20 protein-coding genes and 1 tRNA gene are annotated in these 19,930 nt (G+C 72.6%); 11 read left to right on the plus strand and 10 right to left on the minus strand.

Features of this window, described 5'->3' with window-relative positions; translation table 11 throughout:
- Nucleotides 1-14 precede the first annotated feature (14 nt).
- Entirely contained in the window at nt 15-149 is a 135-nt protein-coding gene (locus D9C15_RS34355) for a hypothetical protein (protein ID WP_259372606.1), read from the minus strand.
- A gap of 5 nt (nt 150-154) precedes the next feature.
- Between D9C15_RS34355 and D9C15_RS16570 the strand changes: the two genes are divergently transcribed.
- A complete protein-coding gene (locus tag D9C15_RS16570; RefSeq protein WP_127999207.1) occupies nt 155-1,480 on the plus strand; it encodes a sigma-54 interaction domain-containing protein in 1,326 nt (441 codons plus the stop codon).
- A 19-nt stretch (nt 1,481-1,499) separates the two neighbouring features.
- Here the strand turns inward: D9C15_RS16570 and D9C15_RS16575 are convergent, their stop codons facing one another.
- The 5 genes from D9C15_RS16575 to D9C15_RS33440 all read right to left on the minus strand — a co-directional run bounded on the left by D9C15_RS16575 (nt 1,500) and on the right by D9C15_RS33440 (nt 4,850).
- On the minus strand, nt 1,500-2,426 hold the full coding sequence (locus D9C15_RS16575) for an alpha/beta hydrolase family protein (protein ID WP_127999209.1): 927 nt from the start codon (nt 2,424-2,426) through the stop codon (nt 1,500-1,502).
- Nucleotides 2,427-2,506: 80 nt separating this feature from the next.
- Nucleotides 2,507-3,115: a ubiquinol-cytochrome c reductase iron-sulfur subunit gene (gene petA / locus D9C15_RS16580; RefSeq protein WP_127999211.1), complete on the minus strand. Its 609-nt coding sequence runs from the start codon at nt 3,113-3,115 to the stop codon at nt 2,507-2,509.
- Nucleotides 3,116-3,284: 169 nt separating this feature from the next.
- Entirely contained in the window at nt 3,285-3,803 is a 519-nt protein-coding gene (locus tag D9C15_RS16585; protein WP_127999213.1) for a 2,4'-dihydroxyacetophenone dioxygenase family protein, read from the minus strand.
- 11 nt (nt 3,804-3,814) lie between these two features.
- Nucleotides 3,815-4,531 carry an SDR family NAD(P)-dependent oxidoreductase gene (locus D9C15_RS16590; RefSeq protein WP_127999215.1) on the minus strand — a complete coding sequence of 239 codons (717 nt, stop codon included), beginning with the start codon at nt 4,529-4,531 and terminating at the stop codon, nt 3,815-3,817.
- A gap of 148 nt (nt 4,532-4,679) precedes the next feature.
- The gene (locus D9C15_RS33440; protein ID WP_164886752.1) at nt 4,680-4,850 is read right to left on the minus strand and encodes a hypothetical protein; all 171 of its coding nucleotides are present in this window, start codon (nt 4,848-4,850) and stop codon (nt 4,680-4,682) included.
- A gap of 189 nt (nt 4,851-5,039) precedes the next feature.
- On the opposite strand from D9C15_RS33440, the gene D9C15_RS16595 reads away from it, so the two are divergent.
- Nucleotides 5,040-7,322, plus strand: a complete 2,283-nt coding sequence (locus D9C15_RS16595) for a helicase-related protein (protein WP_127999217.1) — start codon at nt 5,040-5,042, stop codon at nt 7,320-7,322.
- A gap of 15 nt (nt 7,323-7,337) precedes the next feature.
- On the opposite strand, the gene D9C15_RS16600 is transcribed toward D9C15_RS16595, so the two are convergent.
- The 3 genes from D9C15_RS16600 to D9C15_RS16610 form a co-directional block, all read right to left on the minus strand.
- Nucleotides 7,338-7,413 (minus strand) — tRNA-Thr (locus tag D9C15_RS16600).
- Between the two features lie 30 nt (nt 7,414-7,443).
- Nucleotides 7,444-8,448, minus strand: coding sequence for a YeiH family protein (locus tag D9C15_RS16605; RefSeq protein ID WP_127999219.1), 1,005 nt, complete (start codon nt 8,446-8,448; stop codon nt 7,444-7,446).
- The gene (locus tag D9C15_RS16610) at nt 8,445-9,209 is read right to left on the minus strand and encodes a GntR family transcriptional regulator (protein WP_127999221.1); all 765 of its coding nucleotides are present in this window, start codon (nt 9,207-9,209) and stop codon (nt 8,445-8,447) included. The genes D9C15_RS16605 and D9C15_RS16610 overlap by 4 nt, the downstream gene beginning before the upstream one ends.
- Before the next feature lie 130 nt (nt 9,210-9,339).
- Here D9C15_RS16610 and D9C15_RS16615 point away from each other — a divergent pair, with 130 nt between their 5' ends.
- The 5 genes from D9C15_RS16615 (at nt 9,340) to D9C15_RS16635 (ending at nt 13,805) form a co-directional block, all read left to right on the plus strand.
- A complete protein-coding gene (locus tag D9C15_RS16615) occupies nt 9,340-9,621 on the plus strand; it encodes a UxaA family hydrolase (protein ID WP_112184721.1) in 282 nt (93 codons plus the stop codon).
- A 10-nt stretch (nt 9,622-9,631) separates the two neighbouring features.
- Nucleotides 9,632-10,807: a UxaA family hydrolase gene (locus tag D9C15_RS16620; protein ID WP_127999223.1), complete on the plus strand. Its 1,176-nt coding sequence runs from the start codon at nt 9,632-9,634 to the stop codon at nt 10,805-10,807.
- A gap of 8 nt (nt 10,808-10,815) precedes the next feature.
- Nucleotides 10,816-11,742 (plus strand): hydroxyacid dehydrogenase, encoded by a 927-nt coding sequence (locus D9C15_RS16625; RefSeq protein WP_205854825.1) that lies wholly within the window; start codon nt 10,816-10,818, stop codon nt 11,740-11,742.
- On the plus strand, nt 11,739-12,737 hold the full coding sequence (locus D9C15_RS16630; RefSeq protein ID WP_127999225.1) for an Ldh family oxidoreductase: 999 nt from the start codon (nt 11,739-11,741) through the stop codon (nt 12,735-12,737). Before D9C15_RS16625 ends, D9C15_RS16630 begins: the two co-directional genes overlap by 4 nt.
- Before the next feature lie 90 nt (nt 12,738-12,827).
- Nucleotides 12,828-13,805 (plus strand): Bug family tripartite tricarboxylate transporter substrate binding protein, encoded by a 978-nt coding sequence (locus D9C15_RS16635; protein WP_127999227.1) that lies wholly within the window; start codon nt 12,828-12,830, stop codon nt 13,803-13,805.
- On the opposite strand, the gene D9C15_RS16640 is transcribed toward D9C15_RS16635, so the two are convergent.
- Nucleotides 13,793-14,854 carry a LacI family DNA-binding transcriptional regulator gene (locus D9C15_RS16640; protein WP_127999229.1) on the minus strand — a complete coding sequence of 354 codons (1,062 nt, stop codon included), beginning with the start codon at nt 14,852-14,854 and terminating at the stop codon, nt 13,793-13,795. The two genes, D9C15_RS16635 and D9C15_RS16640, sit on opposite strands and share 13 nt — an antisense overlap.
- A gap of 75 nt (nt 14,855-14,929) precedes the next feature.
- On the opposite strand from D9C15_RS16640, the gene araD reads away from it, so the two are divergent.
- Genes araD through D9C15_RS16660 form a run of 4 tightly spaced genes read left to right on the plus strand, consistent with a single transcriptional unit; the run spans nt 14,930 to nt 19,864 of the window.
- Complete coding sequence (araD, locus tag D9C15_RS16645; RefSeq protein WP_127999231.1) at nt 14,930-16,681, plus strand: L-arabinonate dehydratase; 1,752 nt, start codon at nt 14,930-14,932, stop codon at nt 16,679-16,681.
- A 10-nt stretch (nt 16,682-16,691) separates the two neighbouring features.
- Complete coding sequence (locus tag D9C15_RS16650) at nt 16,692-17,486, plus strand: HpcH/HpaI aldolase family protein (protein WP_127999233.1); 795 nt, start codon at nt 16,692-16,694, stop codon at nt 17,484-17,486.
- Between the two features lie 3 nt (nt 17,487-17,489).
- Nucleotides 17,490-18,560 (plus strand): ABC transporter ATP-binding protein, encoded by a 1,071-nt coding sequence (locus tag D9C15_RS16655; RefSeq protein WP_127999235.1) that lies wholly within the window; start codon nt 17,490-17,492, stop codon nt 18,558-18,560.
- A 26-nt stretch (nt 18,561-18,586) separates the two neighbouring features.
- Nucleotides 18,587-19,864, plus strand: a complete 1,278-nt coding sequence (locus tag D9C15_RS16660; RefSeq protein ID WP_205854826.1) for an ABC transporter substrate-binding protein — start codon at nt 18,587-18,589, stop codon at nt 19,862-19,864.
- The last annotated feature ends 66 nt before the right edge of the window (nt 19,865-19,930 follow it).

The raw sequence follows: 19,930 nt of genomic DNA on the forward strand, positions 1-19,930 counted from the left end.
TCGGCAATCGGCTGCTATACGGCGATGGGTATCAAGTTGCATGCCAGCACCGCCGCGCCGAGAAAGCCGTGCGCCGACAGCCACTTGCGCGTGAACGAGGCGCGACGCGACTGCCAGGTCTTGGCAACGACTGCCAGGAATGGCAGCATGCGACATGCCCCGCGCGACTGCGCCCGACGAACTGGTGGCCTTTCTCGAAGGTCTGCCCGAGCCGCACATCCTGTTCGACGCGCACTACCGCATCGCCGCCGCCAACGCGGCCTACCGGCGCCAGTTCAGCCCGCGCGCCTCGGTGGTCGGGCGCACCTGCCACGAGGTGTCGCACCACATCAGCGTGCCCTGCGACCAGGCCGGCGAAAGCTGCCCGCTGGCGCGCGCCCGGCAGAGCGGGCAGCGCGAGCGCGTGCTGCACCTGCACCACACGCCGCAGGGCCGCGCCTACGTCAACATCGAGCTGGTGCCGCTGAAGGGAGGCGCCGGCGCGCCCGGCTGGTTCATCGAGAAGATGGAGCCGCTGCGCGGCGCGCCGGGCGAGGCCTCGCCGCAGGGGCTGATCGGGCGCTCGGCGCCGTTCCGGGCGCTGCTCGAGCTCGTGGCGCGGGTCGGCCCGTCGGAGGCCAGCGTGCTGCTGCTGGGCGAATCGGGCACCGGCAAGGAACTGGTGGCGCGGGCGCTGCACGAGGCCAGCCCGCGGGCCGGTCGCGCGCTGGTGGTGGTGGACTGCGCGAGCCTGCCCGAGAGCCTGTTCGAGAGCGAGCTGTTCGGCCACGAGAAAGGCGCCTTCACCGGCGCGCACGCGGCGCGCCCCGGGCTGGTCGAGAGCGCCGCCGGTGGCACCCTGTTCCTCGACGAGGTGGGCGACATTCCGCTGACCATGCAGGTCAAGCTGCTGCGCCTGCTCGAGAGCGGCACCTACCGCCGCGTGGGCAGCAGCGAGCCGCGCCGCGCCGACCTGCGCGTGATCGCCGCGACGCACCGCGACCTCGGCACGATGATCGCGCAGGAGCGTTTCCGCGCCGACCTGTACTACCGCATCGCCACCGTGCCGATCGCCCTGCCGCCGCTGCGCGAGCGCCGCGACGACCTGCCGCTGCTGGCCCAGGCGCTGCTGGCGCGCCTGGCGCCCGGGCGCCGGCTGGTGCTCGGTGCCGCGGCGCTGCGGCGCCTGGCGGCGCACCCGTTCCCGGGCAACGTGCGCGAGCTGCGCAACCTGCTCGAGCGCGCCGCGCTGTTCAGCGACGCCGAGGAAATCGGCGCCGGCGCGATCGAACGCGCGCTCGCCGCCGAGCTGGTGCTCGCGCCGGCGGGCGCGCGCGGCACGGGAGCGCCGCCGCTGCGTGCGGCCGGCCGCGAGGCCCTGCGCGAGGCGCTGGCACGCCACTCGGGCAACCGCCGTGCGCTGGCCGAGTCGCTCGGCATCAGCGAGCGCACCCTGTACCGCAAGCTGCGCGAGCTCGACGACGACGCGCCGGGCCGCTGAAGCCGCCCCGGCCTCGCGCTCAGGCCGCGGCCGTGCCGAGGTGGCGGCCGAGGAACTGCAGGATGCGCGGCGCGTGCGGGGCCAGCGCGGCGCGCAGGTCGTGCGTGCCGTCGACCACCAGCAACGCGCTGCCCGGGCAGGCGGCGTGCAGCCGGTGCGCGTCGGCCAGTGGCACGGTGGTGTCGTGCGCGCCGTGCACCAGCAGCAGCGGGCAGCGCAGTGCGGGCACCAGGTTCAGCGGCGCGATGTCGTCGAAGCGTGTGCCGATCACCGCCTGCACATGCTCGAGGATGGTCGTGCCGAGGCCGCGCCGGGGCAGGTGGTGCGCGCGCAGCCAGCGTTCCATCATCTCGCGTGGATGCGCGAACGCGGACAGGCTGACGACGGCCGCGACGTCGCCGTGCCGCGCCGCGTGCAGCAGCGTGGCCGCCGCGCCGACCGAGTGGCCGAGCAGCGCGATGCGGCGCGCGTCGACGGCGGGCTCGGCGCGCAGGGCGCCCAGCCCGGTGGCCAGGTCCTGCGCGAAGCGCGGCAGCGAGCTGAACGCCTCGGCGTCGCTGTCGCCATGGTTGCCGGCGTCCAGCAGCAGCACGGCCAGGCCACTGGACAGCAGCGTGTCGACCACCGGCCAGAGCGTCGAGGCATTGGCGCCCCAGCCGTGCAGGGCCAGCACCGCCGGCACCTGCGCCGCGGGATCCGCGCTCTGCGGCAGGGCCAGCCAGGCCGCCAGGCGCTGGCCGCGCGCCCCGTGCAGCCGCAGCACCTTCAGCCGGCCATGCCGGCAGGGCCGGCGCTCGAGCGGCGGGTCGTGCGGCAGGCGCGCCGGGCGCAGGCCGCGCAGCAGCGCGCGGTGCAGCAGCGGGCGCGCAGCCCGGCCCAGCGTGCGGCGCACCAGGCGTGCGGCGCCGGTCGGCGCAGGGGCGTCCGGTGCGGAAGGATCAAACATCAGTAAGAAATGATATTCGAGGCCGCCACCACCCTGCGGCCGCTGGGGTCGCTGCAGCGGCGCGCGCCGTGGGGCGGGTCTCAGCCGCTCTGGCTCTCCCCGATCACCAGGCGCGTCTCGCCGACGAAGCGGTGCGGCGGAATCTCGAGGTTGGTCGGCGCGGGCTTGTTCTTGAACACGCCGCCGGCCAGGTCGAAGGTCGAGCCGTGGCAGGGGCAGAAGAAGCCGCCGTGCCAGTCGGCGCCGACGCTCGGGTTGCCGCTGCCCTGGGACACCGCGCTGGGCGAGCAGCCCAGGTGGGTGCAGATGCCGATGGCGACGAAGAACTCCGGCTTCATCGATCGGCCGGGGTTGCGCAGCGCTTCGGGCAGGCCGTCGCGCGCCGAGTCGGGGTCGGCGAGCGCCGCCTCCTGGCCGTTCAGCGCGGCGATCATCTCCGCCGTGCGGCGCTGGATCCAGACCGGCTTGCCGCGCCACTCGACGGTCTTCATGCCACCGGGCGCGATGTCGCCGAGCTCCACCTCGACGGAGGCGCCCTGCGCCTTGGCACGCTCGCTGGGCGCGAAGCTGGAGACGAAGGGCACGGCGGTGGCGATGGCCGCCACGCCACCGGCCGCGCCGGTGGCGAGCAGCCAGGTGCGGCGCTCGGGATCGTCGGCGCCGACGCGGGGCAAATTGGTGGTGGTCATGGCAGGGGTCCGGAGAGGTTGACAGGGTGACCCGTATCAAGCCCCGTGCCAGCCGCCCGCGGGGCGCAAACCACCTGCGCGACAGGCACTTGCCGGCGCGCACCCGGTGTCAGCTGCTGCCAGGCCGTGACAGCGTGCTGCCAGGATTGGCAGCGCCGCGGCCGGCCGCTCAGCGGATGAACCGGTCGACGTAGTCCGCGCCCAGCCCCACCGCCGCGTAATGCGCGCGGCACTTGTCGATGCGCGTGAACACGTCGTCGTAGCCGGTGCAGCGGCCGTCGGGGTCGACGTAGATCATCGCGCCGTTGACCTGGAACAGCGTGATCATCTCGTCGACGTCCGGGTCGACCACCAGCGTGTGCGTCTCGCCCGGCGCCTCGTAGACGTAGCCGCCCTCGGCGGCGACCCAGTCGTGCTCCAGGTAGCGCCAGCGGCCCTTGATCACGTAGCCGTGCACCGGCTGCGGATGGCGGTGGCGCGAGAGCACGCCGGCGCGCCGCACGCGCAGCAGGTTCATCCAGTAGCCGCGGCTGGCCGCCAGGCACAGCGGGCGGAACCAGACGTTCTCGTCCACCGGCACCCAGACGCGTTCGTCGGCCGGGATCGCGTCCGGGATCACCAGTTCGGGCGGCGACTCCTTGGGCATCGGGTGCCGGTAGGGCTGCCACTTGTCGCTGTCGGTCGCCATGTTCGATGCACTCATGAAACGAGGTAGCCGCCGTCCACCGGCAGCACGATGCCGGTGACGAAGCGCGCCGCCGGGCTGGCCAGGAAGAGCACCGGCCCGGCCACGTCTTCCGGCGTGCCCCAGCGGCCCAGCGGCGTGCGCGCGAGGATCGGGCCGCTGCGGGCCGGGTCGTCCTGCAGGGCCTGCGTCAGCGGCGTGGCGATCCAGCCCGGCGCCACCGCGTTGACGCGGATGCCCTCGGCCGCGTAGGCGATCGCCAGGCTCTTGGTCAGCTGCGCCACGCCGCCCTTGCTGGCGCTGTAGGCCGGCACCAGACCGCCGCCGAAGAAGCTCAGCATCGAGGCGGTGTTGACGATGCAGCCGCGCCGCGCCGCGAGCCCCGGCCGCGCCGCCGCGCAGACGCGCAGCGTGCCGTTCAGGTTGATGTCCAGCACCTCGGCGAACACCGCCGGCTCGTGCTCGGCGCCGCGCCGGATCACGCCGGCGCAATTGACCACCACGTCGAGCTCGCCGAGCGAGCCCACCAATGCGCGCACCGCGGCGTCGTCGCGCACGTCGAGCACCCGCGCCGGCACGGCCTGCGGGGCGCGCCCGCATTCCGCCTCGGTGGCGCCGGTGGCGCAGACCTTTGCCCCTTCGGCCGCGAAGGCCGCCGCGATGCCCGCGCCGATGCCGCTCGTGCCGCCAACCACCAGCACGGCCTTGCCGATGAATGCGCTGCCACTCATCGAACGAGGCAGGCGGCGAGGTCCGTGCGCGGGAACTGGCGGCGGACGTCGGGCGCCGCGGGCGGGTCGCAGGTCATGGGGCCGGCCACCGGGCGGTGGCGAGGGTTGCTGGCGGGGCGCAGCGTACCACCCGGCCGGGCAGGGCCGCTCAGCGCTTGCGGTCGGCGATCAGTTCCTTGGCCAGCGAGCGGCGGCCCGTGCAGGCGGTCTCCTGGAGCGCGCTTTCCTGCTTGGCGTCGCGGCGCTCGCCGAGCGGCCGCGGCACGAGCAGCGCCGGTGGCGTGGACTTGAGGGGTGGGAGCGAGGAGTGAAGAGGCATGTTGTCGTGCGGCGGCGCCGTGCAATGCGCCGCCTGTCGGAGCATTCTGGTTCGCGATCGGCCGAATTCCCAGCAAGCGAAACGCTTGGACACCGAGTTCACACCTCGGGCCGCGCCGACCCCGGCGGGGCCCCGTGCGCCCGCCGGCGTCGCAGCGGGTAGAGTCGGGCGCCTCTCGATGCCCCGCCCATGTCCGCCCCGACGAGCGCCGCCGCCTCCGAACCGCCCCGCGAGCCGCTGAATCTGCCCGACCCGCGCCATGCTGCCCGGCTGCCGCGCCACGTCGGGCGCCTGGCGCTGGAGCGCCTGCGCCAGGCGGCCTACAGCCTGCCGCAGGTGCTGACGCCGGCAGACTTCGGCGAGGGCGCCACGGACCGCCGGCTCGACCAGCTCGGCCTGGTGCAGCTGCAGAAGGCCGCCGCGGGCGGGCGGCCGAGCCGCTGGATCGACCCGGCGGCGATCGACGCCGCGCTGGCGCACCTCGACGCGGTCGGCACCGGCCCGGGTGTGCGGCCGCTGCTGCTGGAGCGCACCGCCGCGCTCGAGGCGCTGGGCGTGTCGCGCCACGACGGCGAGTTCACCCGCCTGGTCAGCCAGGCGCTGCAGGTGCCGGTGCCCGACGCGGCGGCCTGGCGCATCCCGCTGCTGTACCGGGTGGCGGTGGACACGTCCGGTGTCTGGGCCTTCTACCGCAGCGGCGACGAGGCGGCCCTGCGCGCCGCGCTCGGCCCGGCCCCGGTTCATCCGCAGGCGGCCGAGGTGACGGCGCACCTGGCCGACCTGGTGGCGCGCAGCCAGGCCTACCAGCCGCGCCGTCTGGACGAGCTGCTGCCGCGCCTGCAGGCCGAATGCGCCCGCCCGCAGCCGGTGGCGGAGCTGCTGGCGGCCTGCACGCGCACGCAGGACCGCTGGGAGCACCGTGTCACCGAGCTCGACACGCTGGCCTCGCTCAACCAGGACCTGGCCTTCCAGGGCTACCCCGACACCTTCACCAAGGCGCGCCACCTGCAGCGCAGCGTGACGCTGTTCGTCGGCCCGCCCAACAGCGGCAAGACGCACGCGGCCTTCGAGCGGCTCGCGCAGGCGCATGTCGGCGCCTACCTCGCGCCGCTGCGCCTGCTGGCGCTCGAGGGGCGCGACCGGCTGGCGGCGCGCGGCGTGGCCTGCTCGCTGCTGACCGGCGAGGAGAACGTGCCCGCGCCCGGCGCGCGGGTGGTCTCCAGCACCATCGAGATGGTGGCCACCGACCGGCCCGTCGACGTGGCGGTGATCGACGAGGCGCAGATGATCTTCGACGGCGCACGCGGCTGGGCCTGGACGCAGGCCATCGTCGGCGTGCCGGCCAACGAGCTGATCGTCATCTGCTCCGAGCACGCGGTGCCGGCCATCGAACGGCTGCTCGGGCTGTGCGGCGAGCGCTGCACGGTGCGGGTGTTCGAGCGCAAGCAGCACGTGGAGCAGCTCGCCCGGCCCGTCGCCCTCGACGCGCTGCAGCTCGGCGATGCGGTGGTGGCCTTCAGCCGGCGCGACGTGCTGGCGCTGCGCGACCGCATCGCCGCCGCCGGCCACCCGGTCTCGGTGATCTACGGCGCATTGCCGCCCGAGGTGCGGCGCCGCGAGGCGGAGCGCTTCGCGCAGGGCGAGGCGCACATCCTGGTGGCCACCGACGCGATCGGCATGGGCCTGAACCTGCCGATCCGTCGCGTGCTGTTCAGCACGCTGTCCAAGTTCGACGGTGCGGGCGACCGGCCGCTGGACGAATCCGAGGTGCACCAGATCGCGGGCCGGGCCGGCCGCTTCGGCCTGCACGAGGAAGGCTTCGTGGGCTTGCTCGACAGCGCCGAGCCGGGCGCGGCGCGGCAGCTGCGCGAGCTGCTGCAGCGCCGCCCGCAGGCGCCGCGCGACTTCAAGGCGCCCGTGGCGCCCAACCCCTGGCACGTGAAGACCATCGCCGCGCGGCTGCACAAGACCCGGCTGCGCGAGGTGCTCGGCGTGTTCGTCGAGCAGCTGCGCCTGGACGACGCCCATTTCGCGGTGGCCGAGCTCGACCAGATGCTGCTGCTCGCCGAGGCGCTGGACAAGAGCGCGGCGAAGCTGCCGCTGCGCCAGCGCTTCACCTACGCCCAGGCGCCGGTGGACACGCGCACCGAGTCGCAGCTGCAGGAGTTCCTGGACTGGAGCAGCCGCCACGCGCTGCTCGGGCGCGCCGGCACGCCCTGGTTCCTGGAGGCGGTGGACGGCCACAGCCGACTCGACCGCATGGAGCAGGCGCTGCGCGGCTGCACGCTGTGGCTCTGGCTGGACCTGCGCTTCCCCGGCATCTACGGCCACGTGGAGGAGGTGCACGCGCTGCGCGCCGCGCTCAACGAGGGCATCGAGCGCCAGCTCAAGGGCAAGCGGCCGCTGGCGCAGGTGCGCACCGGCCGGCCCCCCCGCCACTCGAAACCAGGCCCGCACGGTGGCGGGCCCTGACTGTCTGACTGTGAGTGGTGCCGGTGAAGAGAGTCGAACTCCCGACCTTCGCATTACGAATGCGCTGCTCTACCAACTGAGCTACACCGGCGCAAGCCCGCGAGTATAGCCGATGCCGGTGTCAGCCCCGCCAGGCGATGGCGGCGAGCACCAGGCCGGCCATCCAGAGCGTCTCGACGAGGATCAGCACGATCGGCCGCCAGCCGGCCTGCGCGAGCTGCATGAAGCTGGTCTTCATGCCCAGGGCCGCGATCGCCAGCACCAGCGCCGCGCGCGAGGCGAGGTTCATGCCCTCTTGCAGGGCCGGTGCGATGACGCCGGCGGAGTTCAGCGCCACCAGCGCGCCGAACAGCCACAGGAACCAGGGCACCAGCGGCTGCCGGGCTGCCTGCACCGGCTCGCCGCGCTCGCGCTCGGCGCGGAAGGCCAGGCTCACCACCAGCACCACGGCGGCAAGCATCGAGACGCGGAACAGCTTCACGATGGTGGCGGTGTCGCCGGCCTGCGTGCCGAGTGTGTAGCCGGCACCGACCACCTGGGCCACGTCGTGGATCGTGCCGCCGATGAACAACCCCGCGAGTTCCGGCGGCAGGTTCATGGCCCGGGCGATCAGCGGGTAGACCACCATCGCTGCGGTGGACATCACGGTGACGCAGATCACCACCATCAGCGTGAAGCGGTCGCCGTGCCGCTCGCGCGGCAGCACCGCGGCGATGGCCAGTGCGGCCGAGGCGCCGCAGATCGCGACCGAGCCGCCCGACAGCACGCCTTGCGCGCGCGAGAGGCCGAAGCGGCGCGCGAGCAGCAGGCCGAGCCCGAGCGTCGTCAGCACCGCCAGCACCACGATGCCGGCGGTGACCCAGCCGAGCGCGGCGATCTGCGCCGCGGTGATGCGCGCGCCGAGCAGGCCGACCCCGAGGCGCAGCACCTGGCGCGCGCAGAACTCGATGCCGGCCTTGGTGCGCGGCTCGTGGCTGAGGTAGTGGAAGGCGATGCCGAAGAACAGCGCGTACAGCAGCTGCGGCCCGCCATGCAGCTGCGAGACGAAGGTCGCCGCGAGCGCGAGCACGCCCGCGAGCGCGCTGCCCGGCACCAGGCCGGCGGTCGATCGGAGCCGGGCGTTCATGCCGGACGCGAGAGCGTCTGCACGTACTCGTGCACGGCCGTGTGGATCGTCGAGACGCGGTGCTCGACCGGCTTGTCGCCGAAGGTCAGCGCGCTGCGGCGCACCTGCAGCACCGGCGTGCCGGGCGCGATGCCGAGCACGCGGGCCACGTTGCGGTCGGCGGCCACGGCACGCACGCGCTCCTGCGCGCGCACCACGGTGATGCCGTACTCGGTCTGCCAGAGCTGGTAGATCGTGCCGGGTCGCTCGCGCAGGCGCTTCTCGGTCAGGCCCTTGAACAGCAGCGCCGGCACGGTGATCTGGTCGTGCACCACCGGGCGGCCCTGCAGGCGCAGGCGGTTCTCGAAGCGCACCACCATCTCGCCCACGGCAATGCCGAGCGCCGCGGCCGCGGCCTCGTCCTCGAGCCGCTCGCGCGCGAAGGCGAGCAGCTCGACCTGCGGCACCTCGCGCAGGCCGTCGCTGCGCTCGACATGGAAGAACTGGAACAGGAAGCGGTCGGCGTCGTGCGTCGCGACGTAGGTGCCGCGGCCCTGGCGCCGCACCAGGATGTGCTCGGCCACCAGTTCGTCGACCGCGTGGCGCAGCGTGCCGATGGCCACGCCGAACGCGCCGGCCAGCGCTGCCTCGGCCGGCAACGCCTCGCCCGGCGGCAGCTCGCCGCCCTCGATGGCACGCAGCAGCGCACGCTTGACCACCCGGTACAGCGGCATGCCGGCGGCCTCGGGGGCGATCGGACGAAACGAGGTGGCGGCGGGCATGGCGGCGAATTCTGCCGGCCGGAGCCTATCCTGCAAGTCATCTATATGACCTGTTTGACAGCAGGCGACGCCAGGCCGAGCATGCGCTTCCGTGCCGCCGACCGCGCGGCCGAACGAGGAGCCAGACAGGATGAATCACTTCGTGTTGCACGACGCCCACGACACCGTCGCGGTGGTCGTCGTCGAGGGCGTGAAGGCCGGCATGACGCTCAACGGCTGGATCATGGACGAGGACCGCATGATCTCGATGGACGCACGCCAGGACATTCCCATCGGACACAAGATCGCGCTGAAGGACATGGCGCCCGGCGACACCGTCATCAAGTACGGCATCGACATGGGCAAGGTGGTCGCGCCGATCAAGGCGGGCGAACACGCCCACGTGCACAACATCAAGACCAAGCGCTGGTAAGAGGTCACCCATGTCCGTCATTTCGAAAGACACCACCTTCCTCGGCTACCGCCGCGAGAACGGCCGCGTCGGCGTGCGCAACCACGTCGTCATCCTGCCGCTGGACGACCTGTCCAACGCCGCGGCCGAGGCCGTGGCGCACAACATCAAGGGCACGCTGGCGATCCCGCACCCCTACGGCCGGCTGCAGTTCGGCGCCGACCTGGAACTGCATTTCCGCACGCTGATCGGCGCGGGCTGCAACCCGAACGTCGCGGCCGTCGTCGTGATCGGCATCGAGGACGGCTGGACCAAGAAGGTGGTCGACGGCATTGCCGCCACCGGCAAGCCCGTCACCGGCTTCGGCATCGAGGGCCATGGCGACCACGAGACCATCATGAAGGCCAGCAAGGTGGCGCGCGAGTACGTGCAGTGGGCCAGCGAGAAGCAGCGCGAGGTCTGCCCGATCTCGGAGCTGTGGGTCTCCACCAAGTGCGGCGAGAGCGACACGACGAGCGGCTGCGGCGCCAACCCGACCGTCGGCAACGCGTTCGACAAGCTGCACCCGCTGGGCAACTACCTGTGCTTCGGCGAGACCAGCGAGATCACCGGCGGCGAGAAGATCGTCGCGGCGCGCTGCGCCAACGACGCGGTGCGCGAGCGCTTCATGTTCATGTTCAACCGCTACCAGGACATGATCAACCGCCACAAGACGACCGATCTCTCCGAGTCGCAGCCGACCAAGGGCAACATCGCCGGCGGCCTGACGACGATCGAGGAGAAGGCGCTCGGCAACATCCAGAAGATCGGCAAGAAGTGCACCGTCGACGGCGTGATCGACAAGGCCGAGATGCCCACGCACCCGGGCCTGTGGTTCATGGATTCGTCCTCCGCCGCGGCCGAGATGGTGACGCTGTGCGCCGCCTCGGGCTACGTGGTGCACTTCTTCCCCACCGGCCAGGGCAACGTGATCGGCAACCCGATCCTGCCGGTCATCAAGATCTGCGCCAACCCGCGCACCGTGCGGCTGATGAGCGAGCACATCGACGTCGATTCCTCGGGCCTGCTGCAGCGCGAGATCACGCTCGACCAGGCGGGCGACCGGCTGCTCGAGTGCATGCTGCGCACGGCCAACGGGCGGCTGACGGCGGCCGAGGCGCTGGGGCACCGCGAGTTCGTGCTGACGCGCCTGTACGAGAGCGCCTGAGGCCCGTGATGGCGCGGATTGTCATCACGGAGTTCATGGACGAGCGCGCCGTCGCGTCGCTCGCGGCGGCGCACGACGTGCTCTACGACGCCAGGCTGGTGGACGATGCGCCGCGCCTGCTGCAGGAGGCGCGTGGGGCCGACGCCATCATCGTGCGCAACCGCACCCAGGTGCGCGGCGAGCTGCTCGCCGCGCTGGCCAGGTGCAGGGTGGTCGGCCGACTCGGTGTCGGGCTGGACAACATCGACGTGGCCGGCTGCGAGGCGCGCGGCATGCAGGTCATCCCGGCCACCGGTGCCAATGCGCTGTCGGTGGCCGAGTACGTGATCGCCAGCGCGATGCTGCTGCTGCGCGGCGCGTACGTGTCCACGGCCGAGGTGGCGTCGGGGGCGTGGCCGCGTACGGCGCTCTCGAACGGGCGCGAGATCGGCGGCAAGACGCTCGGGCTGATCGGCTTCGGCGGCATCGGGCAGCTGGTTGCGAAGCTGGCCCGCGCGCTCGGCATGGATGTCTGCGCCTTCGACGCGATGATGGACGACGACCATCCGGCCTATGCCGAGCTCGGCGTGCGCTGCGCCGGACTCGACGAGGTGATCAAGGCGAGCGACGTGATCAGCCTGCACGTGCCGCTGGTCGATTCCACCCGTGGCCTGTTCGACGCCGCGCGCATCGCCGCGATGAAACCCGGCGCGGTGCTGATCAACACCGCACGCGGCGGCATCGTCGACGAGCCGGCGCTGGCCGCCGCGCTGCGCGAGAGGCGCCTGGGCGGCGCGGCGATCGACGTGTTCGGCACCGAGCCGCTGCCCGCGGCGCCGCACTTCCAGGGCTGCCCGAACCTGCTGCTGACGCCGCACATCGCCGGGCTGACCGCCGAGGCCAACGACCGCGTCAGCTCGCTGATCGCGCAGCGGGTCGCGGAGGCCTTGCGATGAGGCTGACGGTCGGGCAGCTGCAGGCCGAGGTGGCCGGCGCGCTGATCCGCGCCGGCGCGAGCGCGGGCATGGCCGAGGCCACCGCGCGCGCGCTGGTGCTGGCCGAGGCGCAAGGCCTCGGATCGCATGGCCTCTCGCGCGTCACCCAGTACGCCACGCACCTGAAGAACGGCCGCGCCGACGGGCGGGCGCAGGCCGAGGTGGTGGCGCGCAAGGGCGGAGCGGTGCTCGTCGATGCCAAGGCCGGCCTTGCGTTCCCGGCCTGCGAGCTGGCGCTGCGCGAGGCGATCGCCGCGGCGCGCGAGCACGGTGTCGCGTTCGCCGGCGTCGCGAACAGCCACCATGCCGGCGTGATCGTCGACCACCTGCGCCTCGTCGCTGCCGCGGGCATGGTCGGCCTGGGGTTCGCCAACTCGCCGGCGGCCATGCCGGCTGCGGGCGGCAAGCACCCGATCTTCGGCACCAACCCGGTGGCCGCGGCCTTCCCGCGTCGCTTGGGCGATCCGCTGCTCATCGACCTGAGCCTGAGCGAGGTCGCGCGCGGCAAGGTGATGGTGGCGGCGAAGAAGGGCGAGCCGATTCCCGCCGGCTGGGCGCTCGACAAACACGGGCACCCGACCACCGACGCGAAGGCCGCGCTCGAGGGCTCGATGCTGCCGATCGGCGCGCTCTCCTCGCCCAAGGGCGCGATGCTGGCGCTCGTCGTCGAGCTGCTGGTCACCGCGCTGATCGGCGCGAACTTCGGGTTCGAGGCCTCGAGCTTCTTCGTCGACGAGGGCAACCGGCCCGGCATCGGCCAGGCCTTCATCGTGGTGGATCCGGGGGCGCTGGCCGGGCGCGAGCGTTACCTCGAGCGTGTCGAGACGCTGGTGGTCGAGATGCTGAAGGACGAGGGCGTGCGCCTGCCCGGCGCCCGACGCGAGGCCCTGCGCCGCCAGGCGGAGGCCGAAGGCATCGAGGTGGGCGACGCGCTGCTCGCGCAGTGGCGCACCTGATGAATTTTCACGCGGGATTCGCATAACGATACCGGTTGCGCGGCGCCGTGCCCGCCGGCAGCATGCGCGGCTTATCCGGAGACTGGACTGATGCAACGACGCGAACTGCTGCAGGCGCTGGCCCTGCTGCTGCCCGCCACAGGCCCGCTGACGGCCTGGGCGCAGAACGACTACCCGAAGCCGGGATCCACGCTGCGCTACGTGGTGCCCTTCGCCCCGGGCGGGCTGACCGACGTGATGGCCCGCGTGGTGGGCGAGCGGCTGGGCCAGCGCTGGGGCGTCAACGTGGTGATCGACAACAAGCCCGGCGGCGGCGCGCAGATCGGCGCCGACGCGGTGGCGAAGGCGCCGGGCGACGGCACCACGCTGCTGGCGATCACGCTGACGCATGCCGCCAACGTGACGCTCTACAAGGGCAAGGCGAGCTTCGACTTCCAGCGCGACCTGCGGCCGGTGGCGCTGCTGGCCGGTTCGCCGATGCTGATCGTCGTGCCCGCCGCCAGCCCGATCAAGGACGTGAAGGACCTGGTCGCCCAGGCCAAGGCGCGGGTGCTCAACGTCGGCTCGTCGGGCAACGGCACGCCGCCGCATCTGACGCAGGCCCTGTTCGCCGGCACGCAGGAGGTGCAGGTGCAGCACATCCCGTACAAGGGCGGCGCACCCAGCATGACCGACCTGATCGGCGGCCAGCTCGACGTGATCTTCTCCAACTTCCCCGAGAGCATCGCGCACGTGAAGGCGGGCAAGCTGCGCGCACTGGCGGTCACCGGCCCGGCACGGCACCCGCAGGTGCCCGACGTGCCGACCACCGCCGAGGCCGGCCTGCCCCAGCTGCAGGTGGAGAACTGGACGGCGATCATGGTGCCGGGCACCACGCCCGACGCGATCGTCGCCCGGCTCGGTGCCGAAGCGGTGGCGATCATGAACCTGCCCGAGGTCGCGGCACGGGTGCGCGAGCTGGGCTTCCGCGTCGACGCACGCGGGCCGGCCGAGTTCGCGCCCTTCCTGAAGAGCGAGATCGAGCGCTGGGCCGGCATCATCGCCAGCGCGAAGATTCAGGCCGATTGAGCGGTACTGCCGCGCGCCAGCAGCTGCCACGGCAGGGCCTGGCTGCGCGCCGGGGTCTGGTGGCCGAGCGCCTCGACCACGGCCGCCGCCGCGGCGCGGCCAATCTCCTGGCTCGGCGGCCGCACGGTCGAGAGCGGCGGCTGCAGCTGCCGGCCGACCGGGAAGTCGCCGAAACCGAGCAGCGCCAGCTCGCCGGGCACCGCCACGCCGCGGGCCTGCGCCTCCAGCAGCAGGCCGCAGGCGAGGTGGTCGTTGGCACAGGCCACGGCGCTCGGCAGGGCCGGCAGCGCGCGCAGCGTGGCGAAGGCATGCCGGCCGGCGTCGAACGGGTCGCCGGTGACGGCGGCCAGCATCTTCACCGTCGCCTTGGCCTGTTTCGCCTCGGCCACGAAGGCGGCGCCGCGCTCGTGCGCGCGGAAGTCGGTGGCCACGCCGCTGTCGAGGTAGGCGAGCCGGCGGTGGCCGGCATCGAGCAGGTGGCGCGCCATCGCGCGGCCGACCTGCGCGTGGTCGAAGCCGATCTGCGCGAACGGCGTCCGGTCCTCGGGGTGGTGGTCCCACACCTCGAGCACCGGCGTGCCGGCGGCATGCACCTCGTGCAGCAGCGCCAGCGCGCCGGGCGTGTGGCGCCGCCCGGTGACGACCACCGCCGCCGGTGCCCAGCCGAGCACGGTGTGCAACTGCTCCTCCTCGCGCTGCGGCGAGTAGCCGGTGGAGGCGAGCAGCAGCTCGAGCCCGGCCGCCTGCAGGCCCTCGCTGAGCGCCTGCACCGTCTCGCCGAAGATCGAGTGGCCGAGGTTGGGGATCAGGGCGGCGACGATGTTCGAGCGCCCGCTGGCCAGCTGGCCGGCCTGCTTGTTGGGCACGTAGCCGGTGGCCGCGAGCGCGGCGCGGATGCGCTCGGCCGTCGGCCCGGCCACGCGCTCGGGCTCGCGCAGGAAGCGCGAGACGGTGATCTTGGTCACCTCGGCCAGCGCGGCCACGTCGCTGAGCGTCGCGCGCCCATGGCCGCGGCGGCTGCGGCGCGCCGGTGCCTCGTCCGGCGTCATGCCGCCTCCCGGGTTTGTCTGAATGGCGGAAGTCTAGCCATGGCTGTAATGTTACCGGTAACAACAGCGAATGCCATGGGGACTTCCTCCAATCCACCCAAGCCGCTGGCCGACCTGCGCAGCCGTCGCTGGTTTGCCGATGCCGGCATGCGCGGCTTCGCGCACCGCCAGCGCATGCAGCAGATGGGCGTGCGCCGGCAAGACGTGATGGAGCGGCCGATCGTCGCCGTCATCAACACCTGGAGCGACCTGTCGCCTTGCCATGCGCACCTGCGCGAGCGGGCCGAGAACGTCAAGCGCGGCGTGCTGTTGGCCGGCGGCTACCCGCTCGAGCTGCCGGCGCTCAGCCTCGGCGAAGTGATGGTCAAGCCGACCACCATGCTCTACCGCAACTTCCTGGCGATGGAGGTCGAGGAACTGCTGCGCTCGCTCCCGGTGGACGGCGCGGTGCTGCTGGCCGGCTGCGACAAGACCACGCCCGGCACGCTGATGGGCGCGATCAGCATGGACATCCCGGTGCTCTTCTGCGCCGCCGGGCCGATGCTCAACGACCGCCGCGTCGAGGCCGGCCAGACGCGCCGCATCGGCGCCGGCACGCACACCCGCATGTTCTGGGACGAGAAGCAGGCCGGCCGCATCGACGAGGCCGAGTGGGTGGCGCTCGAGGCCAAGATGACACGCTCGCCGGGCACCTGCAACACCATGGGCACGGCGAGCACGATGACCTCCATCGTCGAGGCGCTCGGCCTGGCGCTGCCGGGCAGCACCGCCATTCCCGCGATGGACGCGGCCCACCCGCGCATGGCCACCGACTGCGGCGAGCGCATCGTCGGCATGATCTGGGAAGACCTCAAGCCCTCGCGCCTGCTGACACGCGGCTCGTTCCTCAACGCCGCGGCAGTGCAGATGGCGCTCGGCGGTTCCACCAACGCGGCGGTGCACCTGATCGCGCTCGCCCGTCGTGCCGGCGTGGCGCTGACGCTCGACGACCTCGACACGATGGGCCGCCAGGTGCCGGTGCTCGCCAACCTGTTCCCGAGCGGGGACCGGCTGATGGAGGACTTCTGGTACGCCGGTGGCCTGCCCGCGCTGATGCAGCGCATCGCCGGGCGGCTGTCGCTGGGCGAGCGCACCGTCACCGGCCGCACGCTGGGCGAGAACATCGCCGGCGCACGGGTGCTCGACGACGAGGTGATCCGCCCGCTCGACCGGCCGGTGAGTGCCGACGGCGCGCTGGCGGTGCTGCGCGGCAACCTCGCGCCCGACGGTGCGGTGATGAAGCTCAGCGCGGCGGACCCGAAGTTCTTCCGCCACCGCGGCCGCGCGCTGGTGTTCGATTCGCCCGCCGAGATGAACGCGCGCTGCGCCGACCCCGCGCTCGAGGTCGACGAGGACACCGTGCTCGTGCTGCGCCATGCCGGCCCGGTGGGCGCACCCGGCATGCCGGAGTGGGGCGGCCTGCCGATCCCGAAGAAGCTGCTCGAGCGCGGTGTGCGCGACATGGTGCGCCTGTCGGACGCCCGCATGAGCGGCACGCACTACGGCAGCTGCATCCTGCACGCCAGCCCCGAGGCCGCGGTCGGCGGGCCGCTGGCGCTGCTGCGCACCGGCGACCTGATCGAGCTCGACGTCGCCGCGCGCCGCCTCGACATGCTGGTCGACGCGGCCGAGCTGGCGCGCCGCCGCGCCGCCTGGCAGGCACCGCCGCGCGCCGTGAGCCGCGGCTACACGCGCCTGTACCAGGAGCACGTGACCCAGGCGCACGAAGGCTGCGACTTCGACTTCCTGCAGGGCGGCGCGCCGACGCCCGAGCCCGCGATCTTCTGAAGGCCCCCGCATGAACCCGTTCCGCGACCTGATGAACGCCGCTGGCGACCGAGCTCCGCTCGGCACCTGGCTGATGTCCGGCAGCCCCATCGTCGCCGAGGCGATGGGCCGCGCCGGCTTCGCCTGGGGCGTGGTCGACATGGAGCATGCGCCGCTGGACCTCTCCACGCTGGTCGGCCTGCTGCAGGCGCTGTCCGGCACCGGCCTCGTGCCGGTGACGCGCGTGCCGTGGAACGACACCGTGACCATCAAGCGCGTGCTCGATGCCGGCGCGCACACGCTGCTGGTGCCCTTCGTGCAGGACGCCGAGGAGGCCGCGCGCGCGGTGGCCGCGACGCGCTACCCGCCCGAAGGCGTGCGCGGCATGGCGGCGATGAGCCGCGGCTCGCTGTTCGGCACCATTCCCGACTACTACCGCGCCGCGAACCAGCGCGTGAGCGTGATCGTGCAGCTCGAGTCGCAGGCCGCGGTCGACCGGCTCGAGGCCATCGCCGCGGTGCCCGGCGTCGAGGGCCTGTTCCTCGGCCCGGCCGACCTGTCCGGCAGCCTCGGCGTGCCGGGCCAGATGGCGCATCCGCAGGTCAAGGCGGTGATGGCCGACGTGGCGAAGCGCGCGCGGGCCGCGGGCCGCTGGATCGGCACCGTTGGCGGCACCGCCGAGGCGGTGCTGGAGTACCGCGCGATGGGCTACGACTTCGTCGCGGTGGCCTCCGACCTGGGCATGCTGATGCGCACCGCGTCGGGCCTGGTGCAGACCTTGACGTCGGCACCCGCGCCCGCAGCGAAAGAGCAGGGCGGGTACTGAACCATGGCCACCGTCGACCTCCAGAACGTCGTCAAGAGCTACGACGGCAAGCTCACCGTGATCCACGGCGTGGACCTGCAGATCCGCCACGGCGAGTTCGTCGTGTTCGTCGGTCCGTCGGGCTGCGGCAAGAGCACGCTGCTGCGCATGGTGGCGGGGCTGGAGGCGATCTCCGGCGGCACGATCGCGATCGACGGCCAGGTGGTCAATGAGCTGCCGCCGCGCCACCGCGACATCGCGATGGTGTTCCAGGACTACGCGCTCTACCCGCACAAGACGCTGTACGACAACATGGCCTTCGGCCTGCGGCTGCGCAAGACGCCGGAAGACGAGATCAAGCGGCGCGTGATGGACGCGGCGAAGCTGCTGCACATTGACCACATGCTCGAGCGCCGGCCCGCGGCGCTCTCCGGCGGGCAGCGCCAGCGTGTGGCGATCGGCCGCGCCATCGTGCGCCAGCCCAAGGTGTTCCTGTTCGACGAGCCGCTCTCGAACCTCGATGCGCAGCTGCGCCACGAGATGCGCACCGAGATCAAGAAGCTGCACCAGCGCCTGGGCGCGACCATCATCTACGTGACGCACGACCAGGTCGAGGCCATGACGCTGGCCGACCGCATCGCGGTGCTGTCGGCCGGCAGGCTGATGCAGTACGACACGCCGGAGGCGATCTACAACCGGCCGGCGGCGCTGTTCGTCGCCGGCTTCACCGGCGCGCCGCCGATGAACCTGGTGGATTGCAGCGTGGCCCAGAACACCATCGACCTGGGCGGCGCGCGCTTCGCGCTGCCCGCGCCGCTGGCCGGCAAGACGAACGGCCGCGCGCTGCGCTTCGGCGTGCGCCCGGAAAACCTGACGCTCGCGCCGGGCGGGGAGGGTGGTGCGGCGATCGACGCCGAGGTCGTGCTGCTCGAGCCGCTGGGCGCCGAGACGCTGGTCACCTTCCGCGCCGGCGCCGCCGAACTCGTGGCGCGCTGCCCCGCGAGCTTCCGCGATGCGCCGGGCAGCCGGCGCACGCTGCACCTGCAGCCTCAGCACATGCACCTGTTCGACGCCGCCTCCGGCGCGGCCCTGTGATCACGCACCCCCAAGAGGAGACACCGATGAAACGCCGTACTTCGATGCTCGCCACGCTGGCCCTCGCGGCCGGCCTCGCCACGACCACGGGCGCCGCCTTCGCCGACACCAAGCTGCGTGTCTTCTCCGGCGGCTCGGGCCAGCGGCCCGACCTGATGCGCAAGCTGTTCGACGTCTACCAGCAGAAGAACCCGGGCGTCACGATCGACATCGAGACCGGCGGCGCCACCTCCGAATTGCAGCGCCAGTACCTCTCGACGGTGCTGAACGCGAAGGACTCGGCGATCGACGTCTACATGATCGACATCGTCAACCCGGCGCAGTACTTCGGCGCCGGCTGGCTCGAGCCGCTGGATGCCTACATCGGCGCGCCGGCCACGGTGCTCAAGCCCTACCTGCCGGTCTACTCGGCGAGCAACGTGGTCGACGGCAAGCTCGCCGCGATGCCGGCCTTCGCCGACGCGATGTTCATGTACTACCGCCGCGATCTGCTCGAGAAGCACAAGATCGCCGAGCCCAAGACCTGGGACGAGCTCGCTGCCGCGGCCAGGAAGATCCAGGCCGCTGAATCGGCGTCGGGCAACCCGAACCTGCAGGGCCTGTCGATCCAGGGCGCGCCGATCGAGGGCGCGGTCTGCACCTTCCTGCTGCCCTACTGGGGTCAGGGCAAGGACTTCAACGACGCCAGCGGCAGGATGACGCTCGACAAGCCCGCCGCGGTGAAGGGCCTGAGCCAGTGGCTCGCCATGGTCGACCAGGGCGTGATCAAGAAGAACGTCGCCGAGGTCAAGACGCCGGACACCGTCAACGAGTTCAAGGCCGGCCAGGTGATCTTCGCGATCAACTGGGGCTTCGCCTGGGACCGCTTCAAGGATGACAAGGACAGCACCGTCTCCGGCAAGGTGGGCGTGATGCCGCTGCCCGCGATGGCCGGCGGCAAGAGCGCCACCTGCGTCGGCGGCTGGCAATGGGCCGTCAGCGCGTTCTCGAAGAACAAGGCCGCGGCAGCCAAGCTGGTGCAGTTCATGTCCTCGCCCGAGGCGAGCAAGTTCCTCGCCTCCGAGGGCTCGCTGCTGCCGACCTACCAGAGCGTCTACACCGATCCCGACGTGGTGAAGAGCGTGCCCTGGTTCAAGGACGCCGCGGAGGTGGTGATCGCCGGGCGCAGCCGGCCGCTGTCCAAGGAGTACGGCCAGGTCAGCGACGTGATCCGCACGACGACCAGCGCGGTGCTGGCGCGCACTAAGACGCCGGCCGAGGGGGTGGACGAGATCGAGGGCCGCCTGAAGCGCGTGATGCGCTAGACATGGCTCCCCCTCGTAGCGCCTTCGGCGCTCCCCCCCAGGGGGGCGCCGCCAGCGGACCGGCAA

Source organism: Piscinibacter defluvii (genome assembly GCF_004011805.1).
Classification (GTDB): domain Bacteria; phylum Pseudomonadota; class Gammaproteobacteria; order Burkholderiales; family Burkholderiaceae_C; genus Piscinibacter; species Piscinibacter defluvii.